We start from the raw sequence: 23109 nt of genomic DNA, 5'->3' as shown, positions 1-23109 counted from the left end.
GCTTTCTTGATATCAAACTAAAATTTAGCTTATTGCAGACGGCTTAAAATCATACAGCCATTTGTGAAAATCATCATTAAGACTCATTTGCCGCTCCTGCGTCTGCCCACTAGATGCCACGTTGTTAGTGTCGTAGTAGCGCATTTCACCCCAGGCACTACGAGCTTGGATAATTTTTGTGCGCTCAATGCGACGCTGTTCGTAACTAGTTAAAGCTTCTTGGAGATTAGCTGACTGGGAAAAACACTCTTGCAGTTCATATGCATCTTCAAAAGTAGTATTGGCTCCCTGTCCCATCGCAGGTGCCATCGGATGGGCGGCATCGCCTAAGAGAGTTACTCTGCCTTGACTCCAGTGGGTTAAGGGCGGGCGATCGCAAATCGGCCCTTCCCAAATTTGCTCGGCTGGTGTTGCTTGTACCACCGCCCGAAAGGATTGATCCCAATCAGCTAATTCATGGAGAATGCGAGACTTCACCTGATCAGCACTGTGGGAAAGAGAGTACTCAGGCGAGAACTTCCGACTAATCCAACTGGTATAGCCACCGCCCACATTGAGGAGGTACATAAACTGTTGATTGCCTTTGACAAAAACCAGTTCATAGTCATTAAATAGCTCGTGATGATACTTGATGACGGCACGCCAACACATACTACCAATATAATTAGGCTTACCCTCGCCAAATAAAGTTTCTCTGATGATAGAGTTAACGCCATCAGCCCCAATCAGCAAATCTGCATATACCGATTTTTCGCCATCAAAATGAATTTCCACACCGTTTTCATCTTGCTCAAAGCCGATGCAGCGATGATTAAGGTGAATGATCTCAGATGGCAATCTAGAGGCTAATACTTGCTGTAGACGATACCACCAAATAGTCAATAATGGCTGTCCATAATTCTCCAAGTATTTAGTTGCGTTAGTTCGGAGTGTTTCTCCCTGGGTATTCTTTAAAACCGTGTGATGAACCTCGCACCCTGAACTTTTGAGGGTTTCGACAATTCCCGGCGCGTTGGCACAGCCCGCCGTAGGCATCGCATCTAAAGAATTCAAGCCATTGGGAGCCAGTCCTAGTCCAGTTCCAGCCGGACGAAATTCTTGGGCTTTTTCGTATACTTGAACATTAATACCTTGGCTTCTCAGTGCGATCGCAGCAGCTAAACCGCCTGGGCCAGCACCGACAATGGCAACTTTCTCTACTATGGGTTTGGATAATTTCTGAGTTAGATTTGTGTTCATAGAAGTCAGAATATCTCCACAAATAAATGCGCTTCCTTCATGTCTCAAGGCAGGCTTACATTTGAGCTGAGCCAAACTCACAATTATTAATTCTGGCTCCTGAGTGCTTTTTTAGTCAATCTTCCTGAAGAATCAATTCTGAATTAGTGTTCTCATGAGTCATCAGCTTTACGGTTGCTAGTGGTAACAAAAACTGCACACTTCACAATTTTTCGCCAAGCCGACAAATACTAATAAACACCTTTAAGTCGATTTTGGCGATAGATTCCCTAAATTCGACTTTTAAATTTCATAAACTTTCTGTAATGAAAATCAGCTTGCTGTATCATTTTCATATTCAAAAAAGATTGTGAAGAAGAGTTTGTATGAAATTTAAGTCAGCTTCCGTATATATTGGTTTAAGCCTTCTGAGTTTTTCAGTCAGTTCATTGCCGCGTCTTGTAAATTCACCACAAGTTTTTGCCCAAGAGGTTAATTCTTCATGTCCTCTGCCATCTGAGATTGCCGTTACCTTCTTGGATTCTAAATGTCAGGAAGTAAAACTAGAACAGCCTCAGACTTTTTATCGCTACTATAGTAACAGTGGAAATAAATACGGCAGGTATTTAACAACTGACAAATATAAAACAAATGTAGAAGTAATCAAGAATCTAGCTCTCAATCAAGTATGGGGCAATCAAGCCACTATGATACAAACAATAACTTTACCAGCAGGAATGATAACTTATCAAGGAATTGTTGCCCCTCAAGTACCTACAGAATGCTATCCAGGTGGTGCTCAACAGACATTTATTCAAGATTCAAAAGATCCAAATATCAAATGGTCTGATGGAGAAAATATCGTCGTGGAACCTTTTAGTTGTCCGTAAAATTCATGAAAACTAAGATAGAAGAATTTATCAAGCTGATTGACCAAGCGTCTGATATTACCGAACAGATGCTTAAAGACAAAAAATCTGAGTCTTCAGCACGTTTAAATAACGTGATTAGTGCCCTACAATCTATTAAAAGCAAGACACTGAATGGTAAGCTGGAACCATCCGGAGGAACTTCAACTTTTGGTTTAGCTCGTGAAGTAGCGGATTGGATTGAACCGTTAGATTCGCCATTATTAAAAGCTGTAGGTGCAATAGAGGAATATTACCAAAAAAACCTCTAAATTGCCTATCTAGAAACGCAAGGCGTAATTCGTAATTCGTAATTTGTAATTCGTAATTCGTAATTAATTGTTTGAAAAGGTTTCAGACATTTAAGATGGGTGGCTTATTTACGCCGTGCGGGACTAGACTCTTTACTTGAACACGATCATCATAGAAGCAGTGCTGAGTACCGAGTAAGAATTCTCATTTGGAACTCAGCACTGTTTTCCTGAAACTAATGATGTAATTATTATCTGCATAAAACATGGAAGAAAATTCCTTAGCTTCAATAGCTTCAAACTCTCTTACCCAAGAATTGAAAATATTGGGTTCAGAGGAAGTAGAATTCTCATTGAATGTCAATAATGTGTCTTACTTGGTGAAGCTAGAACCTCGGATCACTTTACTTGATGCACTGAGGGAAAAGCTAGGTTTGATGGGGACTAAAAAAGCTTGCGATCGCGGTGAATGTGGCGCTTGTACTGTATTAGTTAATAATCGGCGAATTAACTCTTGTATGACTCTAGCAGTCATGCATATTGGTACTGAAATTACCACAATTGAGGGATTAGCTCAAGATGACAAACTCCACCCCATGCAAACAGCTTTTATTACCCATGATGCTTTTCAATGTGGTTACTGCACATCGGGTCAAATTGTCTCAGCCGTGGGGATGATATTAGAAGAATCACCAAAATCTGAGGCAGAAATTAGAGAAAAAATGAGTGGAAACCTTTGTCGCTGTGGAGCTTATCCTAATATTATTGCGGCGATTCAAAATGTGCTAGAGGAAATAGAAGATGCAGCCATTTAGTTATGCTAAAGTTACTTGCCAAGAGGCTGCGATCGCAACAGTTAATCAAGACCAAACTGCTGCATTTATTGCTGGGGGTACAGATTTACTGGGATTGATGAAGGATGGAGTTCAAACAGCGAATATATTAATTGATATTAATAGTTTGCCTTTAGCAGATATTGAATCTCAACCTAATGGAATCCGCATTGGTGCAGTCTCTCGAATGAGTGATGTAGCTTTTCATCCAAAAATTCAAGAACGTTATCCAGTAATTAGCCAAGCTTTGTTACAAAGTTCTTCACCGCAACTGCGAAATATGGCAACAGTAGGCGGTAATTTAATGCAACGAGTCCGCTGTGGTTACTTTCGTGATCCGGTTTTTCCTTGTAATAAACGCACTCCCGGTATAGGTTGTTCGGCAATTACAGGCTACAATCGAATGCATTCTATTTTCGGGGGAAGTGAACATTGTATTGCTGTGCATCCCTCTGATTTAGCTGTAGCACTGACGGCGTTAGATGCGGTGATTTGCATCCAAGGAGTAGAAAAAGCCCGACGAATTTCAATTCATGATTTTTATCTTTTACCAGGCGAGACACCAGAAAAAGAAACTCTATTACAGCCTGGAGAATTAATTGTTGCCATTGAAATTCCAGAATTTGCATATAAGTCCTATTATTTAAAAGTCAGAGATCGAGCTAGTTATGAATTTGCTCTTGTTTCCGTAGCTGTTGCTTTAGACATAGAACAAGACATGATTAAATCAGCACGCATCGCTTTTGGGGGAGTAGCACCCAAACCTTGGCGTGCATGGGAAGCTGAAGAATTTCTCCAAAATAAAGCAATCAATGAAGCCACGTTTAGAGATGCAGCCACAGTAGCCATCAAAGAAGCGAAACCGCAAACACACAATGAATTCAAAATTGAATTAGTCAAACGTGCTTTGGTACGTGCGCTTTCAGTTGTGGGAGGAAAATCATGAATAAAATTATCGGTAAACCACTCGATCGCGTCGATGGTAGGCTGAAAGTTACCGGAGAAGCATCTTACACAGCCGATGTGCCAATAGAGAATTTAACTTATGGAGTGATTTTTCAAAGCGCGATCGCCAGCGGTAAAATTATCCAAATAGACACATCCGCCGCCGCAATCGCCCCTGGTGTCCTAGATGTCGTTACTTACCAACAAACCCCATCTCTGGTAAAAATACCCTTCTTTGGCCCTCCACAGCCTCAGTCAACCGAAAAAGACCATAATATTTACTACGATGGTCAACACTTGGGGGTTGTAATTGCCCAAACTTTAGAACAAGCCGAAACCGCCGCCTCTAAGATAAAAATTATCTACGAAGAAGCACCCTATACAGTCACGGCGGCAGGTGCAGAGATATTTGAACCCGAATCAATATTTTTTGGCATCATGCCCGGTAAAATCACCAGAGGGGACGTTGAATCGGGTAAAGCACAGGCAGATGTGCTGGTAGAGCAAGTTTATACCACACCAATGGAACATCATAATCCCCTAGAATCTTCTGCAACGATCGCAATGTGGGAAGGGGATAACTTGACGCTGTATGAAACCACTCAAGGCATTTCTGCAACCCAAAGAGCGATCGCATCTGTGCTGAATATTCCTCAAGAAAATGTCCGCGTCATCTCCAAATATTTAGGCGGAGGATTTGGTTGTAAAGCCCTGCTGCGATCGCATACAATCTTAGCTGCGATCGCAGCTCGTCAAGTAAAACGCCCTGTAAAAGTTGTGCTAACGCGATCGCAAATGTACACTGGTTGCGGCCACAGATCGCAAACCGAACAACACCTAACGCTAGGTGCAACCAAAGAAGGCAAACTAACCGTCATCAATCACATTGGTACATCCTTAACATCGTTATTTGATGACTTTGTAGAACCTGTGGGTGCAGCAACAACGATGATGTACGCCTGTCCAAATTTGGAAGTAAAATACCGTTTAGCACGCATCAACACTGCCACACCAACCTTTATGCGTGGGCCGGGAGAAGCAACGGGAATGTTTGCCCTAGAATCGGCAATGGATGAACTGGCTTATGCTTTAAATATTGACCCAATTGAACTAAGACTAAGAAATCATGCAGATATAGATCCCCATAAAGAATTACCTTGGTCAAGTAAATCCCTAAAAGAATGTTACCAAAAAGGGGCAGAAATTTTTGGTTGGTCACAACGTAATCCAGTTCCCCGTTCCATGCAGGATGATTATTTCCTGATTGGTTGGGGAATGGCAAGTGCGACATTTCCCACCAACGTTCAAACTGCATCAGTCAAGGTAGAAATTTTCGCCAGTGGAGAAGTGAAAGTACAAACTGGTACTCAAGACATCGGGACTGGCACTTATACAGTGATGACGCAGATAGCTTCTGAAATATTAGGCTTACCAGTGCAGTTTGAACTAGGTGATAGCAATCTTCCTAAAGCGCCGATTGCAGGGAACTCAATTACCGTTGCTAGTGTTTCCCCGGCGGTACATAAAGCAGCGATCGCAGCACGAGATAGAATAATTCAAATGGCGATCGTAGATCCAAATTCTCTGCTTTACGAATCTCAAGCAGAAGATATTAGCGTTGAATTAGGGCAAATATTTTTAAAACAAGATCCATCGAAGCGAGACAGCTACACCGATATTCTACGCCGTCATGGGTTAGAGAGTTTAGAAGTTACAGAAGAATCTTCAGCCAGTCCAGAGAGCAAAGAATACGCTAAACACTCTTTTGGTGCGATATTTGTCGAAGTTGCAGTTGATGAATTGTTGGGGGAAATCAAAGTTAGACGATGCGTAGGCGTTTATAGTGCAGGGCGAATTCTCAACTTCAAGACAGCGCGGAGTCAAGTTGTTGGTGGGATTACATGGGGAATTGGTATGGCGCTGATGGAGAAAACCGTCATGGATACAAATCAGGGCAGAATAGTTGGTGCAAACCTTTCCGATTACCTGATTCCGGTTCATGCAGATATCCCAAATATGGAAGTGCAATTTATTGAAGAACACGATCCTTACGTGAATGCGCTAGGAACCAAAAGCCTGGGGGAACTTCCCATTGTTGGGGTAGCTGCTGCCATATCTAATGCTGTTTATCATGCCACAGGTAAGCGGATTCGTGATTTGCCAATTACACCAGATAAATTGCTGTAAGTGAATCTGTTTGTAGTAAAAATAATTGTAGTTTGGGTTGAACGAAGTGAAACCCAAACAAGTCTTGATGATGTTGGGTTTCGTTCCTCAACCCAACCTACTAGCTAGCTTTAATTACGAATTACGAATTACGAATTACGAATTATTTTACCGTGCATCCCCAATCAGCACAAATGGCGACCAATAAAAAGGATGGCGATGGTCTGCAATTAACTTTAATTTAGCTTTTTGCAAAGCTTCCCCTTTCGTCATACCAAGCTTGAGATTCTGATAAAAATCAACCATCAATTCTTGAGTTGCTTCATCTTCAACCGCCCACAAACTTGCCATCACAGCTTTAGCACCAGCCCGTTCAAATATATAAGCAACTCCTGCAAGACCTTCACCATTAACATTAGTGTCTACAGCAGTTTGACAGGCACTCAGAGTAATCAATTGTGTGCCTTGTAAACCTAAAAGAGCAGCATTAGCAATGTTTAAAGCTTCATCAGCAAATAGTAACGTATTATTTTTTAAATTGACTTTTTGACAATCTTCAGTTTGGAAACAGCCGTGAGTTGCTAAGTGCAAAAATGAAAAGCGCAATGCTTGAGATTTAAACCTTTCTAAGGTAGCTTCTTTATTGATATAAAATTCACTGTCTGGGAATATTTCCTTAATCTTTCTAACTTCTACCTCTGCACCTGGGAGATTTTGTGGGTCACTGGATACTGGATTACCAAATGCTAAAACAGCTTGTGGTTTGGGGGATACGGCATTTTGTACATCTCGATATTTTAGGGAATTATTGGAAACGCGAGTGAGATAGTTTACAGGATATTTTTCAATTAGAAATTGGTTAGTTTTACTGTCGTAAAGAGTCTCAAAAGGTAAATGGCGCAGTTGACCAGTAGCAATAATACTCAGTTGTTTAGGTGATAAAGCCTTAATTTTGTCTTCTATAGGACGAATAAGAATATCATAAAGTTCGCCGCCAGTTTCAGCGTAGCTAGCATCAGTGTCATTTTGTACCTGCTCTTCTAAATATTTTGTGAGAAGTTTATTAAATTCAGTAGGGTTAATAGATTTTTTAATAACGCTCAACTTGCCTTTTGTGAAGATAAAAAAGGCAATATTGTTGGGCATATCTCTCATATTAGTAAGCAAGACAGGTTGAACTACAACTGTTCCTGCGGGTATGGAAGATGTAAGATTTTTAATATCTATGGGTGTAGTTTCAAATAGTTCTGCCACTTCAGGAAAACGGCGAGAGATATTTTCGGCTTCTGAGTAAACTTGTGTCTCTAATTGCCGAATTTGTTGGGGTAGGCTTTCGGATTGATCGCTTTGCAGTTGTTGTCGCAGTGCTTCCAATTGCTGATTTTTTTTACTCCAGTCGTCAAGGCTCTGCTGTGCTTCTTTGTTGGCAACTTTGGCATTAATGAGGCGAGTATAATCAGCAAGCTCGGCTGTAGTGAATAGGTTAACCCATTCAAAAGCTTGAGCGTATTTCTTTTGATTAATGAGAACATCGACTAAAGCAGTAGCATATATATCGTTTTCCTGTAAAAACTTTTGGCGATTTTCTCGTTGCAAACCCCGGCGCATTTCTAAGCTGATTTGAAGAGATTGCTCTAAATTAGTAATGGCTTCAGTTGGTCGATTTGTACTTTGGAAGAGTATACCAATATTACCTAAGGTGATAGCTTCACCAAAGCGATTGCTCACAGCACGAGATAGTGGCAGAGCTTGGTTGTAAAAATCGAGTGCTTTTTGTTTTTCTCCTAAATCGTTGTAGACTCCACCGATATTATTGAGTGTGTTGGCAACACCATCGCGATCGCTCACAGCACGATATAGTGGCAGAGCTTGATTGTAAAAATCGAGTGCTTTCTGCTTTTCTCCTAAAGTGTCGTAGACTGCACCAATGTTATTGAGTTTAGTGGCAACACCTGCGCGATCCCCCACAGCACGAGATAGTGGCAGAGCTTGGTTGTAAAAATTGAGTGCTTCTTGCTTTTCTCCTAAATCGTCGTTGACTATACCGATGTTATTGAGTGTAGTAGCTTCTCCAGAGCGATTGCCCACTGCACGATATAGTGGCAGAGCTTGGTTGTAAAAATCACGTGCTTTTTGCTTTTCTCCTAAAGCGGAGTAGACTCCACCGATATTATTGAGTGTACTGGCTTCACCAGAGCGATTGCCCACCGCACGATATAGTGGCAGAGCTTGGTTGTAAAAATCGAGTGCTTTTTGCTTTTCTCCTAAAGCGGAGTAGACTCCACCGATATTATTGAGTGTACTGGCTTCACCTGCGCGATCGCCCACAGCACGCCATAGAGGCAGGGCTTGGTTGTAAAAATTAAGTGCTTTTTGCTTTTCTCCTAAAACGTCGTAGACTAGACTGATATTATTGAGTGTACTGGCTTCACCAGAGCGATCGCCCACTGTACGCCTAAGGGGCAGAGCTTGGTTGTAAAATTCAAGTGCTTTTTGCTTTTCTCCTAAATCGTCGTAGACTTTACCGATATTATTTAGGGTGACAGCTTCACCAGAGCGATTGTCCACTGCACGATATAGTGGCAGAGCTTGGTTGTAAAATTCGAGTGCTTTTTGCTTTTCTCCTAAATCGTTGTAGACTGCACCGATGTTATTGAGTGTACTGGCTCTACCAGAGCGATCGCCCACAGCATGCCATAGAGGCAGAGCTTGGTTGTAAAATTCGAGTGCTTTTTGCTTTTCTCCTAAACTGTCGTAGACTGCACCAATGTTATTGAGTGTACTGGCAACACCTGCGCGATCGCCCATAGCACGTTTAAAGGGCAGAGCTTGGTTGTAAAAATCAAGTGCTTTTTGTTTTTCTCCTAAAGCGTCGTAGTTAAATCCAAGCCCAAGCAGTGCAGTTGCTTCATTTTTTTGGTCTTTAAGTTCTTGTGCAATGGTTAAAGCTTGCTGTAATATTTGTATTGCTTGTTGGTGTTTTTGTTGCTGTGTCAGTTGTACCCCTTGCTCTAGCAGTCTTTCTGCTTCTTGCGATCGCAAGTTTTGAGTTTGTCCCCAAGTGGGTTGAGCCATCAACATTACTGTTACAGGCGTTAGATAAACACCCACAGCCAAAAAACTGGTGAGAATTTTTTTCATAGAATAGTGCAGAGGTAGCTGTTTTTAATTAGGTCTTAACAGAAGTTGTCTTTACCAACATTCTGATGTTGCAATATTTCGTATTAATATCGTGATGTTGGTGAGGAATGTCGCAATGTTTCGTATTAATATTGCAATGTTGGTGAGGAATGTCGCAATGTTTCGTATTAATATCGTGATGTTGGTGAGGAATGTCGCAATGTTTCGTATTAATATCGTGATGTTGGTGAGAAATGTCGCAATGTTTCGTATTAATATTGCAATGTTGGTGAGGAATGTCGCAATGTTTTGTATTAATATCGTGATGTTGGTGAGGAACGTCGCAATGTTTCGTATTAATATCGTGATGTTGGTGAGGAATGTTGCAATGTTTGTGATGAACATTCCAATGTTTCTTATTAATATTGTGTTTGTCGTTAGAAACGTCAAACAGCTTAGGGGCATAAATATACGCCCCTACAGATGAAATGATTCACGATCAATAAGGTTTTGCCAGAATGGTGATCGTTCTTTGTTGTGAATTGAACTGGATTTCATTTACCACATATTGCCAATTTCTCGCCACTGACTGAATACCCCGCAACTGTGCTGTGGAAACTACAGGTGGTTTTAGCTTCACCACCGCTTGACCTTGAGTAGGATTTTTTACAGTAAAAGTATTTAGGGGTATACCGCTCCAAGTTACTGGCTTACCTATGGGAAGGTCTCGCGGCCCCCGGATAATTTGCCGCCCATTGCTTCTGTAAACCAACGACCCATTCTTGAAAACTACTCTTGCAATTTGGCTTAGAGGAATCGTAGTAGTTTTATCATTACGCCGAATTGATAGTGCTTGCCCTTGTGCATCAATTCCTATTACTCGACCACTGCTTGACTCACCGCCTTTAAAGATGACCTCTGCTAATTCTGGTAACGCTACTGCAAGTTCTAATTCATCTGCGTTGACTGGTGTCTGTGCCAACAAGAAATTTCCCATCTTGACATCCTTACCAATTACAGCTTGAATGTTTCCTGCGATCGCTGCTGCTATTACTAAGATTGCCACAACCCATCCCTGGAAAAAAGCTTTCATGGCTTTAACAGTATATTTGACTATATTTAACTTTCTCATTAAACTTCAAAGACATATATATAATTTCCGTAAAATCACTAAAATCAACTGATTATTTACCTATAGTGGTTTGCAGTTGAGCGCAATATGACCTAACCCCCAACCCCTTCCCTGCAAGGGAAGGGGAGTAAGATTCAAAGCCTCTCTCCTAAAAGGAGAGAGGTTTGGAGAGAGGTCAAAGTATATTTGCATACAAACGAGAAAGGCTATATTGTTTCCCTCATCTCCCCGTACTCCCCAATGAACCAAGCCCCAAATCCTAACCAAGAAACTAATATTTTAGGTAAATTCACCAGTGTACTTGGCTTGCTGGGTGCGGCGCTTTTCTTTGCAGGTTGGATTTATCGTTGGTCATATTTCTACTTTTTTCAACTAGAAATCAATACCCTCGATTTACCCGCACAGTCTTTTCTCATAGTTCCTCTGCAAATATTTCTCGGAGATGGCTGGACAATCTGCAAAACAGCGATCGCCTTTTTTATCGCTGCGATCGCAATTCAGGCTACATTATGGTTAATTAAAATCATCAGTGAGACGGTAGTCTCTGCCAGCCAATTACTACTGAGTCGCATCATCTCTGCAACTCAACACAAACGCTCATGGACAGCTAAACAGCTTAAATCTCTAGCTGAATTTGGTTTTGGGCAATTGCGCTCAGTTGAATTTCTGCGATCGCTAGTTAATGAAATAGTAATAGTATCGTGGGTATTAATTGTGATATTTTGGTTAGCTCGTTGGCAAGGCATTGCAGATGCACGACGAGACGCTGGTCAAAACTCCACTTTGCCCGTTGTAGCGTTAATTACACCGGAAGAAAAGTTTGCAGTGGGACGCAAACTTGATGATATATTTGCTGACCCTTCCTTGAAAGGTTATCGCATTATTGGCGATCGCGGTCTATTCGATGACTTGCGAGGCAGAGAAGATAATGATATCAGCAATCCAAAGCAGCCGAGAGTTTGGCGTTTACTCTTAGAACGTGGCGGCTGGATTTATTTGTTTCGAGCATTGCCGCCAAATGCAAAACCTAACGAGATACCATCGATGTTGGCGATTCAAGAAAGTGATAAGGGACATATCATCATTCGCAGTCCAGAAGTTTCTAAAACTAGTTCTCCTTGAGGATAATCATCACCTCTGCGCCAGATAATCAAGCCTGACTTTTCGCATTATGTGCAAAAGCTAACGATTAAGCTAACCCCTAAACCCTTTCTCGAAGCGGGAAAATTCAAAGTCTCTCTCCTTTTAGGAGAGAGATTTAGAGAGAGGTTTTCCAAAAACCGTGAAAAGTCAGGTAATCAAGCAATCATCTTCTCCAAAGCAACCTGCAAATCCTTTGTCAAATCGATCACAGCTTTTTTAGCTGCATTGCGATCGCCCTGACAATTTTTCCAGCGTTCCGTAACTGAAATTGGCTCCCCCACGGTAATTTGTGCCCGTCGCAAACCTAACCGAGGTCGCCCCGGAAGCGATGTATCTTGAATTCTAGAAAGCATATCGAATACAAGCAAAGCTGTTTCCGCAAACCGTTCCGCCGTCGGTTGTTCTTTAATATAAGTAGCTGTGACTGCAACAAAACTTTCCACTATCCGCATGTGTCGCATCCGCAAGTCTGCTTCCTCTGCAATCCAGTCTGCTAAACCGCGTTTAAAGGGTGGTAAAGCGTTGATATCTGGCAAATCTTCCCGATATATGTAATTCCAGCCAGCCTCTTCTAAACGGCGACAGCGGTCAATAAAATTTCCCTGTGCTTGAACTCCAAAATATTGCTCGGCAACTTGTAAAGCCTTATCCAGTAAGCGATGAAGTCGAGCAATCAACACCTGATTAGGAGTAGCAGATTCATCAGTTGCAATGGTTTTTGAGATGTCTTGATGATAGAAGCGACGATAAAACTCTTCCATCTCGGTAATCAAATATTCAGCCAATCTACAAAGGCGTTGATAGTAAATCTCTTCGCTCCCGCCCGAATCAATTTCTATTGTCGGCAAGCCGCTATCAGCTTCCAGCTTACTCAATAACCAATCTAGTTTAGACCAAGGTGGCTCAACGTAGCGATACTGAATGGCGATCGGCACAATGATCACAGTTTCAGTCCGATTAGCTTTTTGCAAGTCTTCTACACACCAGAACCCCATTTGAGCAACACCGGGTTCCAGTGGGCTAACAATACCACTATGACCATTAGTACCGCCTTCCGGTGCCACTGCGATCGGTAGTTCGCCATTAGCAAACAACTCCCGTGCTGTTTGAATAGCTTGCCGATCTAGCCGCCTACCGCGATGAACCGGCACACCCCCTAACCGTGAAAACAACCAACCCAGCCATTCTCCAGCCCAAACCGTCATACCCCGGTCGTAAAGAAAATAGCTGTGAACAAGAGATTGCAGTGTAATACCTTTCTGACGAGCAACCTGTGGCACAATGCGAGAAAGCAAATACAACATACAGAGGGGATCTTCCACCTCTGGGTGGCGAAATGCCAGCAAAAAGCGAATTTTTCCAGCCTGAAATTGTTGATAAAGTTCAGCTAAAACTTCAACATTCTTGGCTTCAACACCGACAATACCAGCCGTTAGCCAAGGCCGAGTGCGAAACCGTAGCACCATCGGCAGTAACCACCGAACAATCTGGAGTATCAGAGGGTTAAACCGTAGAGTAATAAATTTCAGTGGTGGTTGAGTAGACTGAATCGATCTAGGCAAGTCGCTCTCCAGATTGTATTTTTAGCGATTCTACAACATGGGGTCTTGCTTTATCGCTTAGAATTTGTGCGATCGCACTTCAGATAAATCATATCCAATGGAGGTTAGCGGACTCGAACCGCTGACATCCTGCTTGCAAAGCAGGCGCTCTACCAACTGAGCTAAACCCCCATAAAATTAAAATAGTCGGTAACTTTGTTTGTCGTTGTTATTGTAACTTATATTGTTCCATTACCAAAGGGATGAAGCCAGAAAATATTCAGATAGTCGCGGCACTGTATAAATTTGTCAAGCTGCCAGATTTTGCCGAAAAACGAGATCCGCTGCTGTCTTACTGCCAAGCACAAGGTGTCAAGGGAACAATTTTGCTGGCACAAGAAGGCATTAACGGTACAATTTCCGGTTCACGTCAGGCGATTGACTCTGTTCTTTGCTTTCTGCGTACTGACCCTCGTCTAGCAGACCTAGAATACAAAGAGTCCCATACCGAAACCCCTCCCTTTGAGCGGATGAAGGTGCGGTTGAAGCAAGAAATTGTTACTTTGGGGTTGCCTGAAATTGACCCAAATGAACAAGTTGGCACTTATGTCAGTCCCCAAGAATGGAATGATTTGATTTGTGATCCAGAAGTAACCGTGATTGACACCCGCAATGATTATGAGGTGAATATCGGTACTTTCCAACGAGCAGAAAATCCCCAAACTGGCTCATTCCGAGAATTCCCCGATTATGTGCGCCACCACCTCGACCCAACTAAACACAAAAAGGTTGCCCTGTTTTGTACGGGTGGCATTCGCTGTGAAAAAGCTTCATCCTTCATGCTTGCCCAAGGCTTTGCAGAAGTCTATCATCTCAAAGGCGGCATTCTCAAGTATTTGGAAGAAGTTCCAGCACAAGAAAGTTTATGGGAAGGAGAATGTTTTGTCTTTGATGACCGAGTAGCTGTCAGTCATGGGTTGGAGGAAGGAAGTTATGAGTTGTGCCTCTGTTGTGGGCATCTGATTTCTGAAAAAGATAAGGTATCGCCAAAATATGAGCAAGGTATCTCCTGTGCCTATTGTTTTGATAGCCTCACCGCCGAGAAAAGAGCGCGTCAGCAGGAAAAATGGCGGCACTACCAAACCCAAGTTGCTAATTCCAAAAATCGGGATCTAAGCTAACCGCTCGTAAAAACCTCCAGCAATCTGTAAGTCAAACTTAACGACTTTTAAATGGCATCATATAGCGGTTCCCATTCAGATGCGGTACAACATTACATCACGAGGTGTAGGGGCACTGCCCCTACGGGTGTATCTCACGTAAACGAGAACCCCTATATTAAGATTGGTTAATTACTGCTCATTTGTCATTGCGATTGTAACGAAGAAAAAGAAAGCAATCATAAGGTTTTTGTGATTGCTTTCTTTTTCTACAAGATGCACTCACGTTCGGTTGCAATTACAGTTATTTAAGCAGACACGATAAGCTGTTACACAATTAATTTGTACATTTACCTAATGACTGATGACTGTTAACCGTCAACAGTCAACAGTTAACGACCATCAAGAGTGTTTATATACTTTAGACGCGCATCAGCTGATCATTTATTAGCTTCAGTCAAAGATAATTCGGAATTTAAGGGCAAAATTACTGTAAATGTAGTACCCATTTCAATTTCACTTGTGACACTGATTTGACCTCCGTGAGCATCAACGCACCTTTTAACGATTACTAAGCCCAATCCGGTACCCTGAATTGAGTGGACATTTGAGGCTCGGTAGAATGATTCAAAAAGTCTAGCTTGGTCTGGTTCTGGAATACCTATACCTTGATCTTGAATATAAAAAATTGCTACTTTCTCAATCGGATCGCATATTAAATCAAAATGAATCTTGCCACCTCTTGGAGAATATTTAACCGCGTTTGAGAGAAGATTCCCGAACATATTATGTAAGAGTCCTTCATCCATTACAGCATCAGTATGATCGCTATGACATGTAAAAACAATTTCAGATACACTACTTTCAACAATAGAAAAATCTTTAATTAACTCTCGACAAAATTGCTCTAAGTTAAGTGGATTAGGGTTATATACGAGTTTTTTCGCCTCCGCTCGACCCATAAACAACACCTCTTCCATAAGTTTTTCCATAGATTGCACAGCACCTTGAATTCGCTTTAAATAAATGCCTTTTTTTGCTTCTGTCAAATTTACTCCTTGCATTTCTATAAGTTCTACTGCCGTTTGAATAACAGTCAGGGGATTACGAAACTCATGAGATACGGTAGAGATAAATAAAGACTTGAGACGGTTAAGTTCTTGCTCCTTTTCCAATGCTTGCTCTAGCAACTTCGTTTGGTGTCGTTCGCTCAGATCCCAGAAAACAATTACTACACCATTTATCTGGTCAAGTCGTCGCTTCAGTGGTGAAGCACTATCACCAATTGGAACTCTTTTTCCCTGTCTTGTAATCAGAGAAGTAAATTCCCCTAAATAAACAACCTGTTGATCCCGCAGTACTTTTGTTACTGGGCTTTCTAATGTAGTCCCTGTAACTTCATCGACAATATGAAAAATCTTCGCCGCTTCATTTCCTAAAGCATCTTTTTGCTGCCAGCCAGTCAGGGACTCAGCTGCGGGATTCATAAATGTCACCATTCCTTCCTCATTTGTAGCGATTACAGCATCACTCATTGAGTTTAAAAGGGTTGCTAACTGATCTCGATTCTCTCGCAGGTCACGCTCTAATTGGTGTTTTAAAAGAGCGATTTCGATCGCTATTCTTAAATCTTTTGTAGTAAATGGTTTAACGATGTATCCGAAAGGTTGGGTAACTTTTGCTCTTTCTAAAGTATGATCATCACCGTATGCTGTTAAATAAATTATAGGTACATCTAACTGCTCACGAATTTTACTGGCAGTAGCAATACCGTCCATTTCACCTTTAAGAATAATATCCATTAATACTAGTTCTGGTTGAGTTTCCGATGCTTTGGCAATGGCAACTTTTCCAGATGAAGCTGTTCCTGTAACAATGTATCCTAGTTGACTGAGTTGGCTGGCAATAGTTCTAGCCACAATCACTTCATCTTCAACGACTAAAATCCTAGCTTGACCCATTTGATATTTACTAATGCAAAGTTAACTGCGTGAATTGGATTTTGAATACTGTTCCATGATTGCGTTCTAGATTAATGCAGCCTTCCAGTTGTTCTGTAACCAAGTCATATACTAATGAAAGACCCAAAGAATCAGTATTTGTCCAATCTAAATTATCTGGTAAACCAATCCCATTGTCTCGGATAGTCATCTCGATATTATTACCAACATTACGTAAAGTAATACTGATTGTGCCTACTTGTTGGTTGGGAAAAGCGTGCTTGAGGGCATTGGAGATTAATTCGTTGATCACCAGTCCACAAGCGATAGCTTGGTCAACATTCAAACTCACTGAATCTATATCAGTTTCTAAACCGATTTTACCAGGACATATTTGATAGGAAATTAGTAAACTTGCTGCCAAATTATGGATATAGTCAGCAACATCAATTTGTCCAATATTAGCAGAAGTATATAAATTTTTATGAATTAGAGATATTGACTCAATTCGGTTTTGACTTTCTCGAAGAACTTTGATGACTTCTGGATCTTTAAGTGTTTGAGATTGGAGTTGCAATAGACTGGAGACAATTTGTAAATTATTTTTAACTCGATGATGAACTTCCTTTAACAGAACTTCTTTTTCAGCCAAGGCATTTCTTAACTTTACTTGAGCTTTTTGTCTTTGAACAAGTTCAGTTTGAGCTTGCTCAAAGATGCTGGATTGTTGAATTGCGATCGCTAATTGGACTGTAAGTTGATCGAGCAAATCTAATTGATTTTCTTCCCACTCGCGGAAACCAGAGCATTGGTGAGCAATCAGTAAACCCCAAAGGTGAGAGCCAGAGTTTTTAGAGCTTACTTCTAGTAAAATGGGTACGACTAAATTTGCTTTGACTTCAAACTGTTCTAACAAACGAATATGGCAATCAGTTAGTCCCGCTTCATAAATATTAGCGATCGCTCTTTTACGTCTTTGATAATACTCGAATCCAGCGCCTGCTTGAAAACATGTATCATGAATCTGCACGTTTAAAGAAACTGTCCATCCAGGTTCCACCGACTCTGCCACAATTGTGCCGATCATCTCTGGGTCAAACTGATAAACTACCACTCGATCAACCCCAAGTAAATCTCGCACTTCTTGAACTGTTGCATTCAGAATATCTTGGAGATTCAAAGATTGACGAATCCGTTGAGCAACGGTTCGCATCAACTGCTCCCGCTCGGCTTGAGCTTTTAGAGCCAGTTCAGTTTGCTTACGTTCTGTTATATCTTGTCCAAGACCAATAATTTGACCATTTGAAAGTTTAACATTAGTCCAAGATGTGTCGAGTAAATGACCATCCTGCATCTGAGTCTTAAAATCACTCCAATTACGTTGTGCAGACTGAATAGAATTAATCACATATTGTCGATATTCAGGATTAGGATATAAAGATTCCAAAACATCACCAGTTTGAAAATCTTGAAATTTCCAGCCTAAAACACTTTCCCATTCTTGGTTTACCCACTGAAGTTTGCCATTGGTATCAATGAGCGCAATCATCAACGGTATACTCTCAAAAATTTTCTGCAAAAACTCATTTTGCTCTTGGAGTTTTGTTTCTATATTTTTTCGGTCATTTATATCATAAAATACTGTCAAAATAGCTGATTCACCATTAAAAATTAAATATTGCAGTGAAGCGATCGCCCAAAAATAAGTTCCATCAGATCTTTTTAATTGAAGTTCATAATTATAAATAAAACCATGCTGATTAAGAATTTTTAATAGTGTTTTTAAATCGGCTATATTATGATATAAATCTAATAAACTTTTGCCATTAACTAAATACTCGGCAGAAAACTGAAATGTTTGAAGCAATTCTGGATTAGCATATAAAATCAACCCATCAGACAGACGCGAAATAAGAAAGGGAACAGGAATGGCTTCAGAAATAACTCGAAATCTAGCTTCACTTTCCTGAAGTGTTTTTGCTATTCGTTTGTGTTCTGTTATGTCTCGAATATTAACTAACCGAGCATTGTACCCGGCATAGTCTATTTTATGTGTGACAATTTCAACATCAATAATCTCTCCGCATTTTCGCCGTTGTTGCCATTGTCCAGCAAAATGTAAGTTAGAGTGTCTTTGTCTTAAATATTCTATGAAAATAGGCACATCTTCTGGAAGGCGAATGTCAGTTATTCGCATTTGCAAAAATTCTTCTCGTGAGTAGCCATAATGGACAACAGCAGCTTCATTTACATCTAAAAATTGCAGATTATTCTGGTTATATACCCACATTGGATTGGGGTTTTTAGAGAAAAGGAGATTAAAACTTCTTTGGCTATCATCAATTACTTTTTGTCGATGTAACTCTAAATACCTGATTACTTGTCGAGCTAACAGTTGCAAAGCTGCTTGTTCTTTAACAGCTAAATTTCGCGGTTCATAATCAATTACACAAAGGCTACCTAATGCAAAACCGCTTGAGGTAATTAGGGGAACACTCGCATAAAAGCGGAAATAATTATTTGATGTTACAAGAGGATTTGTAGAAAACCGTTCATCTTGCAAAGTGTCAGGGATAATTAATATTTGACTTTGCAAGATAGTATAATTACCAAAAGAAATGCTTCGAGGGACTTCTGATATAGTTATTCCGATTTTTGACTTGAACCATTCCCGTTCTGCATCAACTAGGCTAATGAGAGCGATTGGTGTTTCACAAAGGTTGGCAGCTAGTTGAGCTAGTTCATCAAAAACTTCTTCTGGTGGCGTATCTAAAATTTGATACTGATTAAGTACTTCTAGTCGTTGGCTTTCATTTTCTGGAAATAGCATTAGTGATTGTGTGACAAAAATCTTTTGTAGTATCAGATTTAACTTGAATTCGACGAACTTAAAAAGCCACCACAGCCAGAAGGCAAGTTGGCATGATCACATAGAAGCTTAACATTGAACATAGTTAAATTTTACATATCTCATGCTTTTAGCAGATGATAACTATTAGAGCAACAGTGATGCTGTTAAAGACCTACTAGCAATCTAACTTTTCCTTTTGTGTTAAACAAACTTAAAATTTTGGGTTCAATAATTATTCAAAAGGTTATTAGTGATTACTGGATAGAACTAATCACTGAAAGTCCTGACTGCATCTACTATTTTGGACCTTTTCAAACATTTATTGAAGCGAAAGCTGCTTGCCCTGGATATATTGACGACCTTGAAAGCGAGGGAGCCTTGGGAATAAAAGTCGTCATTAAACGTTGCCATCCAGATGTGCTAACGATTTGTGATTAAGAAGTGAGCTATAGCAAGTAGTTTTCAGTTGAATGAGGTACCAGAAGAAGTAAGTGAAGAAGGCAGCTATGCTGAAGAGTGCCATCTAGAAACTAAAAATCTTTACATCATAGATTTATCCCCAGAAGTTGAGGTTAGGAAAGGAACCGCAAAAAACGCAAAGAATCTTTGTGTACTTTGTGTTTTTTGCGGTTTGTTTTATCTTGGGCGACCCAATGTAGTGATATATAAAACAGCTTCATCGGCAGGGATACCCAAAACTTCATTTACTTGGTCATCAAAGAATCCGCCGATCCCACTGACACCTACATTCAGGTGCATTGCGGCTAAATTCAGGCGCTGTCCCAAATGTCCGGCATCCATATGTAAGTAACGGTAAACGCGATCGCCATACTGTGCGATCGCAGCTTTCAGATCGGCTGTATGAAATAACACTGCTGCTGCATCCCGCCCTAATTCTTGTCCTAAGCAGAGAAAATGTAACTCTCGTCGAAAGTTTTTAAACCGAATTTGGCGTAATTCTTGGGCTTTGGGCGCGTAATAGTAACAACCCGCCTCCAATCCTTTGACTCCACAAACAGCAATGAATGTTTCTATTAAATTCAGATCAAAGTAGTCTGGAGAAATATCTAAACTTTGATCGATGTAATTTTGCGGTTGGTAAGTGAAATCAAGTAAACTTTTCAATTCATCGAAGCTTAAATCATCACCATTGTAAGCGCGGGTAGAGCGTCGCTTGTACATAGTAATTTCCAGTTCTGACAGCTTTTGTCCCCAGTCTATAGGTGCGGTGGTGGTGGGAATTTTCAAACAGAAAGGAAAGTTATATTTATCCTCTAAAGATTTTTCTTGTTTGATAGTTGGTAGATTGAGATTGCCAGTTATACCTGATTGAATCTGGGTGTGTTGATGGAAATATGTCAGCAATTCACCATCGGGGATTTGGGGATAACTGGTTTCGGTGGCGGAAGGTAAAGCAGTACATCCCAATGGCAAATTTTGATTGACATCTAACAAGTCTGCCAGAGGTAAGACAGCGATCGCACCTTCTTGTTGCGGATCGATATAAAGTAGATCGTTTACTGATTCATCCACAAAACCGCCGATTAAGTGGGGGCGATAGTCAGTAATCGCAGCAGCCAACTCGATATTACCCAACAGGTGCCCCGTATCGAGAAAAATCCGGCGGTAAGCCCGATCTTCATAGCGCCACGCAGAACGATAGAATACCGCAGTAACAATAATTGCAAGTTGGGTACTTTCTAGGGAAGGATGCCAGAAACAAGCTGCTTGGAGAGTTTGCCAAACATCACTTTCCCAATAATGCATCAGAGAATGAGTCCGACACTGGTAGTTATACAGACCAGGCGGCAATAACGACGTACCACGGGAAACCACATACACCTCGGCAGGGTATAATCCGCCTGCACTGGGAGCAGCACGTAAATACACCGCACTACCCATAGAAGGCATTCTCGCCGTCAATCCATAGCTGCGAAACAGCAGCCGTGAAAGTCTTTGCCACCATTGAGCATCTGGGTTACTAGCAAATCCCTCTGATTTTTCTTGGATATAGGGTTTGAGATCAAAAGTAGAGCCAATTTTGTACTCTTTGAAAGGCACTGGCTGTTTAGCCCAGTCTAGCCTTTGACTTTTGGAGGCGAGAGTCTCAGGGTTGTATTTAGTCCGTTCGTGGTAATGCTGGGCAATTGATTGGTGTAATTCTGGCATAGTACTTTTAATATCCTTGAGGCATCCTTTCTTTGATCTTGGCATTCATCAGCCTCATTATTTCGTGTCAATTCGTACAATCCTCAGACTCACAAAGTGCTAATTGCTAACAACTGAATGCCGCATGGGGCATTGGAAGAATAGCAGCCCGCCTCCAAAGTCATTATTCATTAGTACCAAGGCTAATAAAACCAGCAACCGTCCCTGAGTATTTCTATTCATTTAGGGTGAACGAATCGCACTGCTGTAGCCGTTTCCCAATCACTTGCCTTGAAGCTATGTTATGCTATATTAAGCGTAGTCGTTATGAGTTTATATATGATCATGACTAACCCCACAGTAGAAAACTTGGTAATTATCGGTTCTGGGCCAGCAGGGTACACAGCTGCTATCTATGCCGGACGTGCGAACCTAAAACCTGTTGTATTTGAAGGTTTCCAAGCCGGGGGATTGCCTGGTGGGCAACTAATGACAACGACGGAAGTCGAGAACTTTCCTGGATTTCCCCAAGGGATTACCGGGCCGGAACTGATGGATCAGATGAAGGCTCAGGCGGAGCGCTGGGGGGCTGAACTATATACTGAAGATGTTATATCAGTTGACTTGAGTCAGCGTCCATTTACAGTGCGATCGCAAGAAAGGGAAATCAAAACCAACAGCATCGTCATTGCTACGGGTGCGACAGCAAAGCGTTTGGGTTTACCCAGCGAACACGAATTTTGGAGTCGGGGTATTTCCGCTTGTGCGATTTGCGATGGCGCAACACCAATTTTCCACGGTGCAGAATTGGCTGTGATTGGTGCTGGCGACTCGGCGGCGGAAGAGTCAATTTACCTTACTAAGTACGGTTCTAAGGTAAATATGTTGGTACGCACCGATAAAATGCGGGCTTCTAAAGCCATGCAAGACCGCGTTTTGAGTAACCCGAAAATCCAAGTGCATTGGAACACAGAAGCCGTGGATATCTTCGGTAACGGTCACATGGAAGGGGTGAAAGTCCGCAATACCAAAACTGGTGAAGAGAGCCAACTGCACGCGAAGGGTTTATTCTACGCCGTTGGTCACAGTCCCAACACCTCTCTATTTAAAGGTCAGTTAGAACTGGATGAGGTAGGTTACGTTGTCACTAAACCCGGTTCTGTAGAAACTAGTGTAGAGGGCGTTTTTGCTGCTGGCGACGTACAAGATCATGAGTTTCGCCAAGCAATTACGGCTGCGGGTACTGGCTGTATGGCGGCAATGTTAGCAGAACGTTGGTTATCATCCAGTGGCTTGATTCAAGAATTCCATCAACAGCCAGAAACAGCGGTTAATGAATTAGAACATCAGCCAGCCAAAAAGACTGAAGCCGAAGAAGAAGCTGGATTTAACTTGGATAGGACGCGTCATGAGGGAGGTTATGCCTTACGGAAATTGTTCCATGAAAGCGATCGCTTACTCCTTGTTAAATACGTCTCTCCTGGTTGCGGCCCTTGCCATACCCTGAAGCCAATTTTAAATAAAGTGGTGGATGAATTTGACAGCAAAATTCACTTTGTAGAAATTGACATCGACAAAGACCGAGATATTGCTGAAAATGCTGGTGTGACAGGAACACCAACGGTTCAATTGTTTAAAGATAAGGAACTAGTCAAGGAAGTCAAAGGCGTGAAGCAAAAGAGCGAATACCGCCTGTTGATTGAAAGTAGTCTTTGAGATAGTGGGTATTGGGGAAGACTCTGCTCAATACCCA

General features: G+C 41.4%; 16 protein-coding genes and 1 tRNA gene. 9 read left to right on the top strand and 8 right to left on the bottom strand.

All coding sequences use genetic code 11. The features are described from left to right. Positions 1 to 24: 24 nt before the first annotated feature. Positions 25 to 1239, bottom strand: coding sequence for an FAD-dependent oxidoreductase (locus ACEYW6_RS18060; protein WP_412980805.1), 1215 nt, complete (start codon positions 1237 to 1239; stop codon positions 25 to 27). Positions 1240 to 1604: 365 nt separating this feature from the next. On the opposite strand from ACEYW6_RS18060, the gene ACEYW6_RS18055 reads away from it, so the two are divergent. The 5 genes from ACEYW6_RS18055 (at position 1605) to ACEYW6_RS18035 (ending at position 6342) form a co-directional block, all read left to right on the top strand. Beyond that, the gene (locus ACEYW6_RS18055) at positions 1605 to 2108 is read left to right on the top strand and encodes a hypothetical protein (RefSeq protein WP_412980804.1); all 504 of its coding nucleotides are present in this window, start codon (positions 1605 to 1607) and stop codon (positions 2106 to 2108) included. 5 nt (positions 2109 to 2113) lie between these two features. Further along, on the top strand, positions 2114 to 2398 hold the full coding sequence (locus tag ACEYW6_RS18050) for a hypothetical protein (RefSeq protein ID WP_412980803.1): 285 nt from the start codon (positions 2114 to 2116) through the stop codon (positions 2396 to 2398). 245 nt (positions 2399 to 2643) lie between these two features. Next, positions 2644 to 3192 carry a (2Fe-2S)-binding protein gene (locus ACEYW6_RS18045; RefSeq protein WP_412980802.1) on the top strand — a complete coding sequence of 183 codons (549 nt, stop codon included), beginning with the start codon at positions 2644 to 2646 and terminating at the stop codon, positions 3190 to 3192. After that, entirely contained in the window at positions 3179 to 4156 is a 978-nt protein-coding gene (locus ACEYW6_RS18040) for an FAD binding domain-containing protein (protein WP_412980801.1), read from the top strand. Before ACEYW6_RS18045 ends, ACEYW6_RS18040 begins: the two co-directional genes overlap by 14 nt. Further along, on the top strand, positions 4153 to 6342 hold the full coding sequence (locus ACEYW6_RS18035) for a xanthine dehydrogenase family protein molybdopterin-binding subunit (protein WP_412980800.1): 2190 nt from the start codon (positions 4153 to 4155) through the stop codon (positions 6340 to 6342). The genes ACEYW6_RS18040 and ACEYW6_RS18035 overlap by 4 nt, the downstream gene beginning before the upstream one ends. A 147-nt stretch (positions 6343 to 6489) precedes the next feature. Here the strand turns inward: ACEYW6_RS18035 and ACEYW6_RS18030 are convergent, their stop codons facing one another. Further along, positions 6490 to 9462 carry a CHAT domain-containing protein gene (locus ACEYW6_RS18030; protein WP_412980799.1) on the bottom strand — a complete coding sequence of 991 codons (2973 nt, stop codon included), beginning with the start codon at positions 9460 to 9462 and terminating at the stop codon, positions 6490 to 6492. 478 nt (positions 9463 to 9940) lie between these two features. Then, positions 9941 to 10573: a hypothetical protein gene (locus tag ACEYW6_RS18025; protein ID WP_412980798.1), complete on the bottom strand. Its 633-nt coding sequence runs from the start codon at positions 10571 to 10573 to the stop codon at positions 9941 to 9943. Positions 10574 to 10813: 240 nt separating this feature from the next. On the opposite strand from ACEYW6_RS18025, the gene ACEYW6_RS18020 reads away from it, so the two are divergent. Further along, positions 10814 to 11695 carry a hypothetical protein gene (locus ACEYW6_RS18020; protein ID WP_412980797.1) on the top strand — a complete coding sequence of 294 codons (882 nt, stop codon included), beginning with the start codon at positions 10814 to 10816 and terminating at the stop codon, positions 11693 to 11695. A gap of 176 nt (positions 11696 to 11871) precedes the next feature. On the opposite strand, the gene ACEYW6_RS18015 is transcribed toward ACEYW6_RS18020, so the two are convergent. Both ACEYW6_RS18015 and ACEYW6_RS18010 read right to left on the bottom strand, forming a co-directional pair. Continuing rightward, positions 11872 to 13278 (bottom strand): lysophospholipid acyltransferase family protein, encoded by a 1407-nt coding sequence (locus ACEYW6_RS18015; RefSeq protein WP_412980796.1) that lies wholly within the window; start codon positions 13276 to 13278, stop codon positions 11872 to 11874. Positions 13279 to 13376: 98 nt separating this feature from the next. Continuing rightward, positions 13377 to 13449, bottom strand: a tRNA-Ala gene (locus ACEYW6_RS18010). A gap of 71 nt (positions 13450 to 13520) precedes the next feature. On the opposite strand from ACEYW6_RS18010, the gene ACEYW6_RS18005 reads away from it, so the two are divergent. Beyond that, positions 13521 to 14438, top strand: coding sequence for a rhodanese-related sulfurtransferase (locus tag ACEYW6_RS18005; protein WP_412980795.1), 918 nt, complete (start codon positions 13521 to 13523; stop codon positions 14436 to 14438). Between the two features lie 419 nt (positions 14439 to 14857). Here the strand turns inward: ACEYW6_RS18005 and ACEYW6_RS18000 are convergent, their stop codons facing one another. Further along, positions 14858 to 16378 (bottom strand): ATP-binding protein, encoded by a 1521-nt coding sequence (locus ACEYW6_RS18000; RefSeq protein WP_412980794.1) that lies wholly within the window; start codon positions 16376 to 16378, stop codon positions 14858 to 14860. A gap of 10 nt (positions 16379 to 16388) precedes the next feature. After that, a complete protein-coding gene (locus ACEYW6_RS17995) occupies positions 16389 to 19187 on the bottom strand; it encodes a PAS domain S-box protein (RefSeq protein ID WP_412980793.1) in 2799 nt (932 codons plus the stop codon). Between the two features lie 219 nt (positions 19188 to 19406). Between ACEYW6_RS17995 and ACEYW6_RS17990 the strand changes: the two genes are divergently transcribed. Beyond that, positions 19407 to 19646 (top strand): DUF1816 domain-containing protein, encoded by a 240-nt coding sequence (locus ACEYW6_RS17990; protein WP_412980792.1) that lies wholly within the window; start codon positions 19407 to 19409, stop codon positions 19644 to 19646. Positions 19647 to 19844: 198 nt separating this feature from the next. Here ACEYW6_RS17990 and ACEYW6_RS17985 read toward each other — a convergent pair whose 3' ends face one another. Then, positions 19845 to 21377 carry a SagB/ThcOx family dehydrogenase gene (locus tag ACEYW6_RS17985; RefSeq protein WP_412980815.1) on the bottom strand — a complete coding sequence of 511 codons (1533 nt, stop codon included), beginning with the start codon at positions 21375 to 21377 and terminating at the stop codon, positions 19845 to 19847. Between the two features lie 324 nt (positions 21378 to 21701). On the opposite strand from ACEYW6_RS17985, the gene trxB reads away from it, so the two are divergent. Next, positions 21702 to 23072, top strand: a complete 1371-nt coding sequence (gene trxB, locus ACEYW6_RS17980; protein WP_412980791.1) for a thioredoxin-disulfide reductase — start codon at positions 21702 to 21704, stop codon at positions 23070 to 23072. Positions 23073 to 23109 lie beyond the last annotated feature (37 nt).

This window comes from Nostoc sp. UIC 10607 (genome assembly GCF_047228265.1).
Lineage (GTDB): Bacteria > Cyanobacteriota > Cyanobacteriia > Cyanobacteriales > Nostocaceae > Nostoc > Nostoc foliaceum_A.
This window is presented reverse-complemented; position numbering and strand designations above follow the sequence as displayed.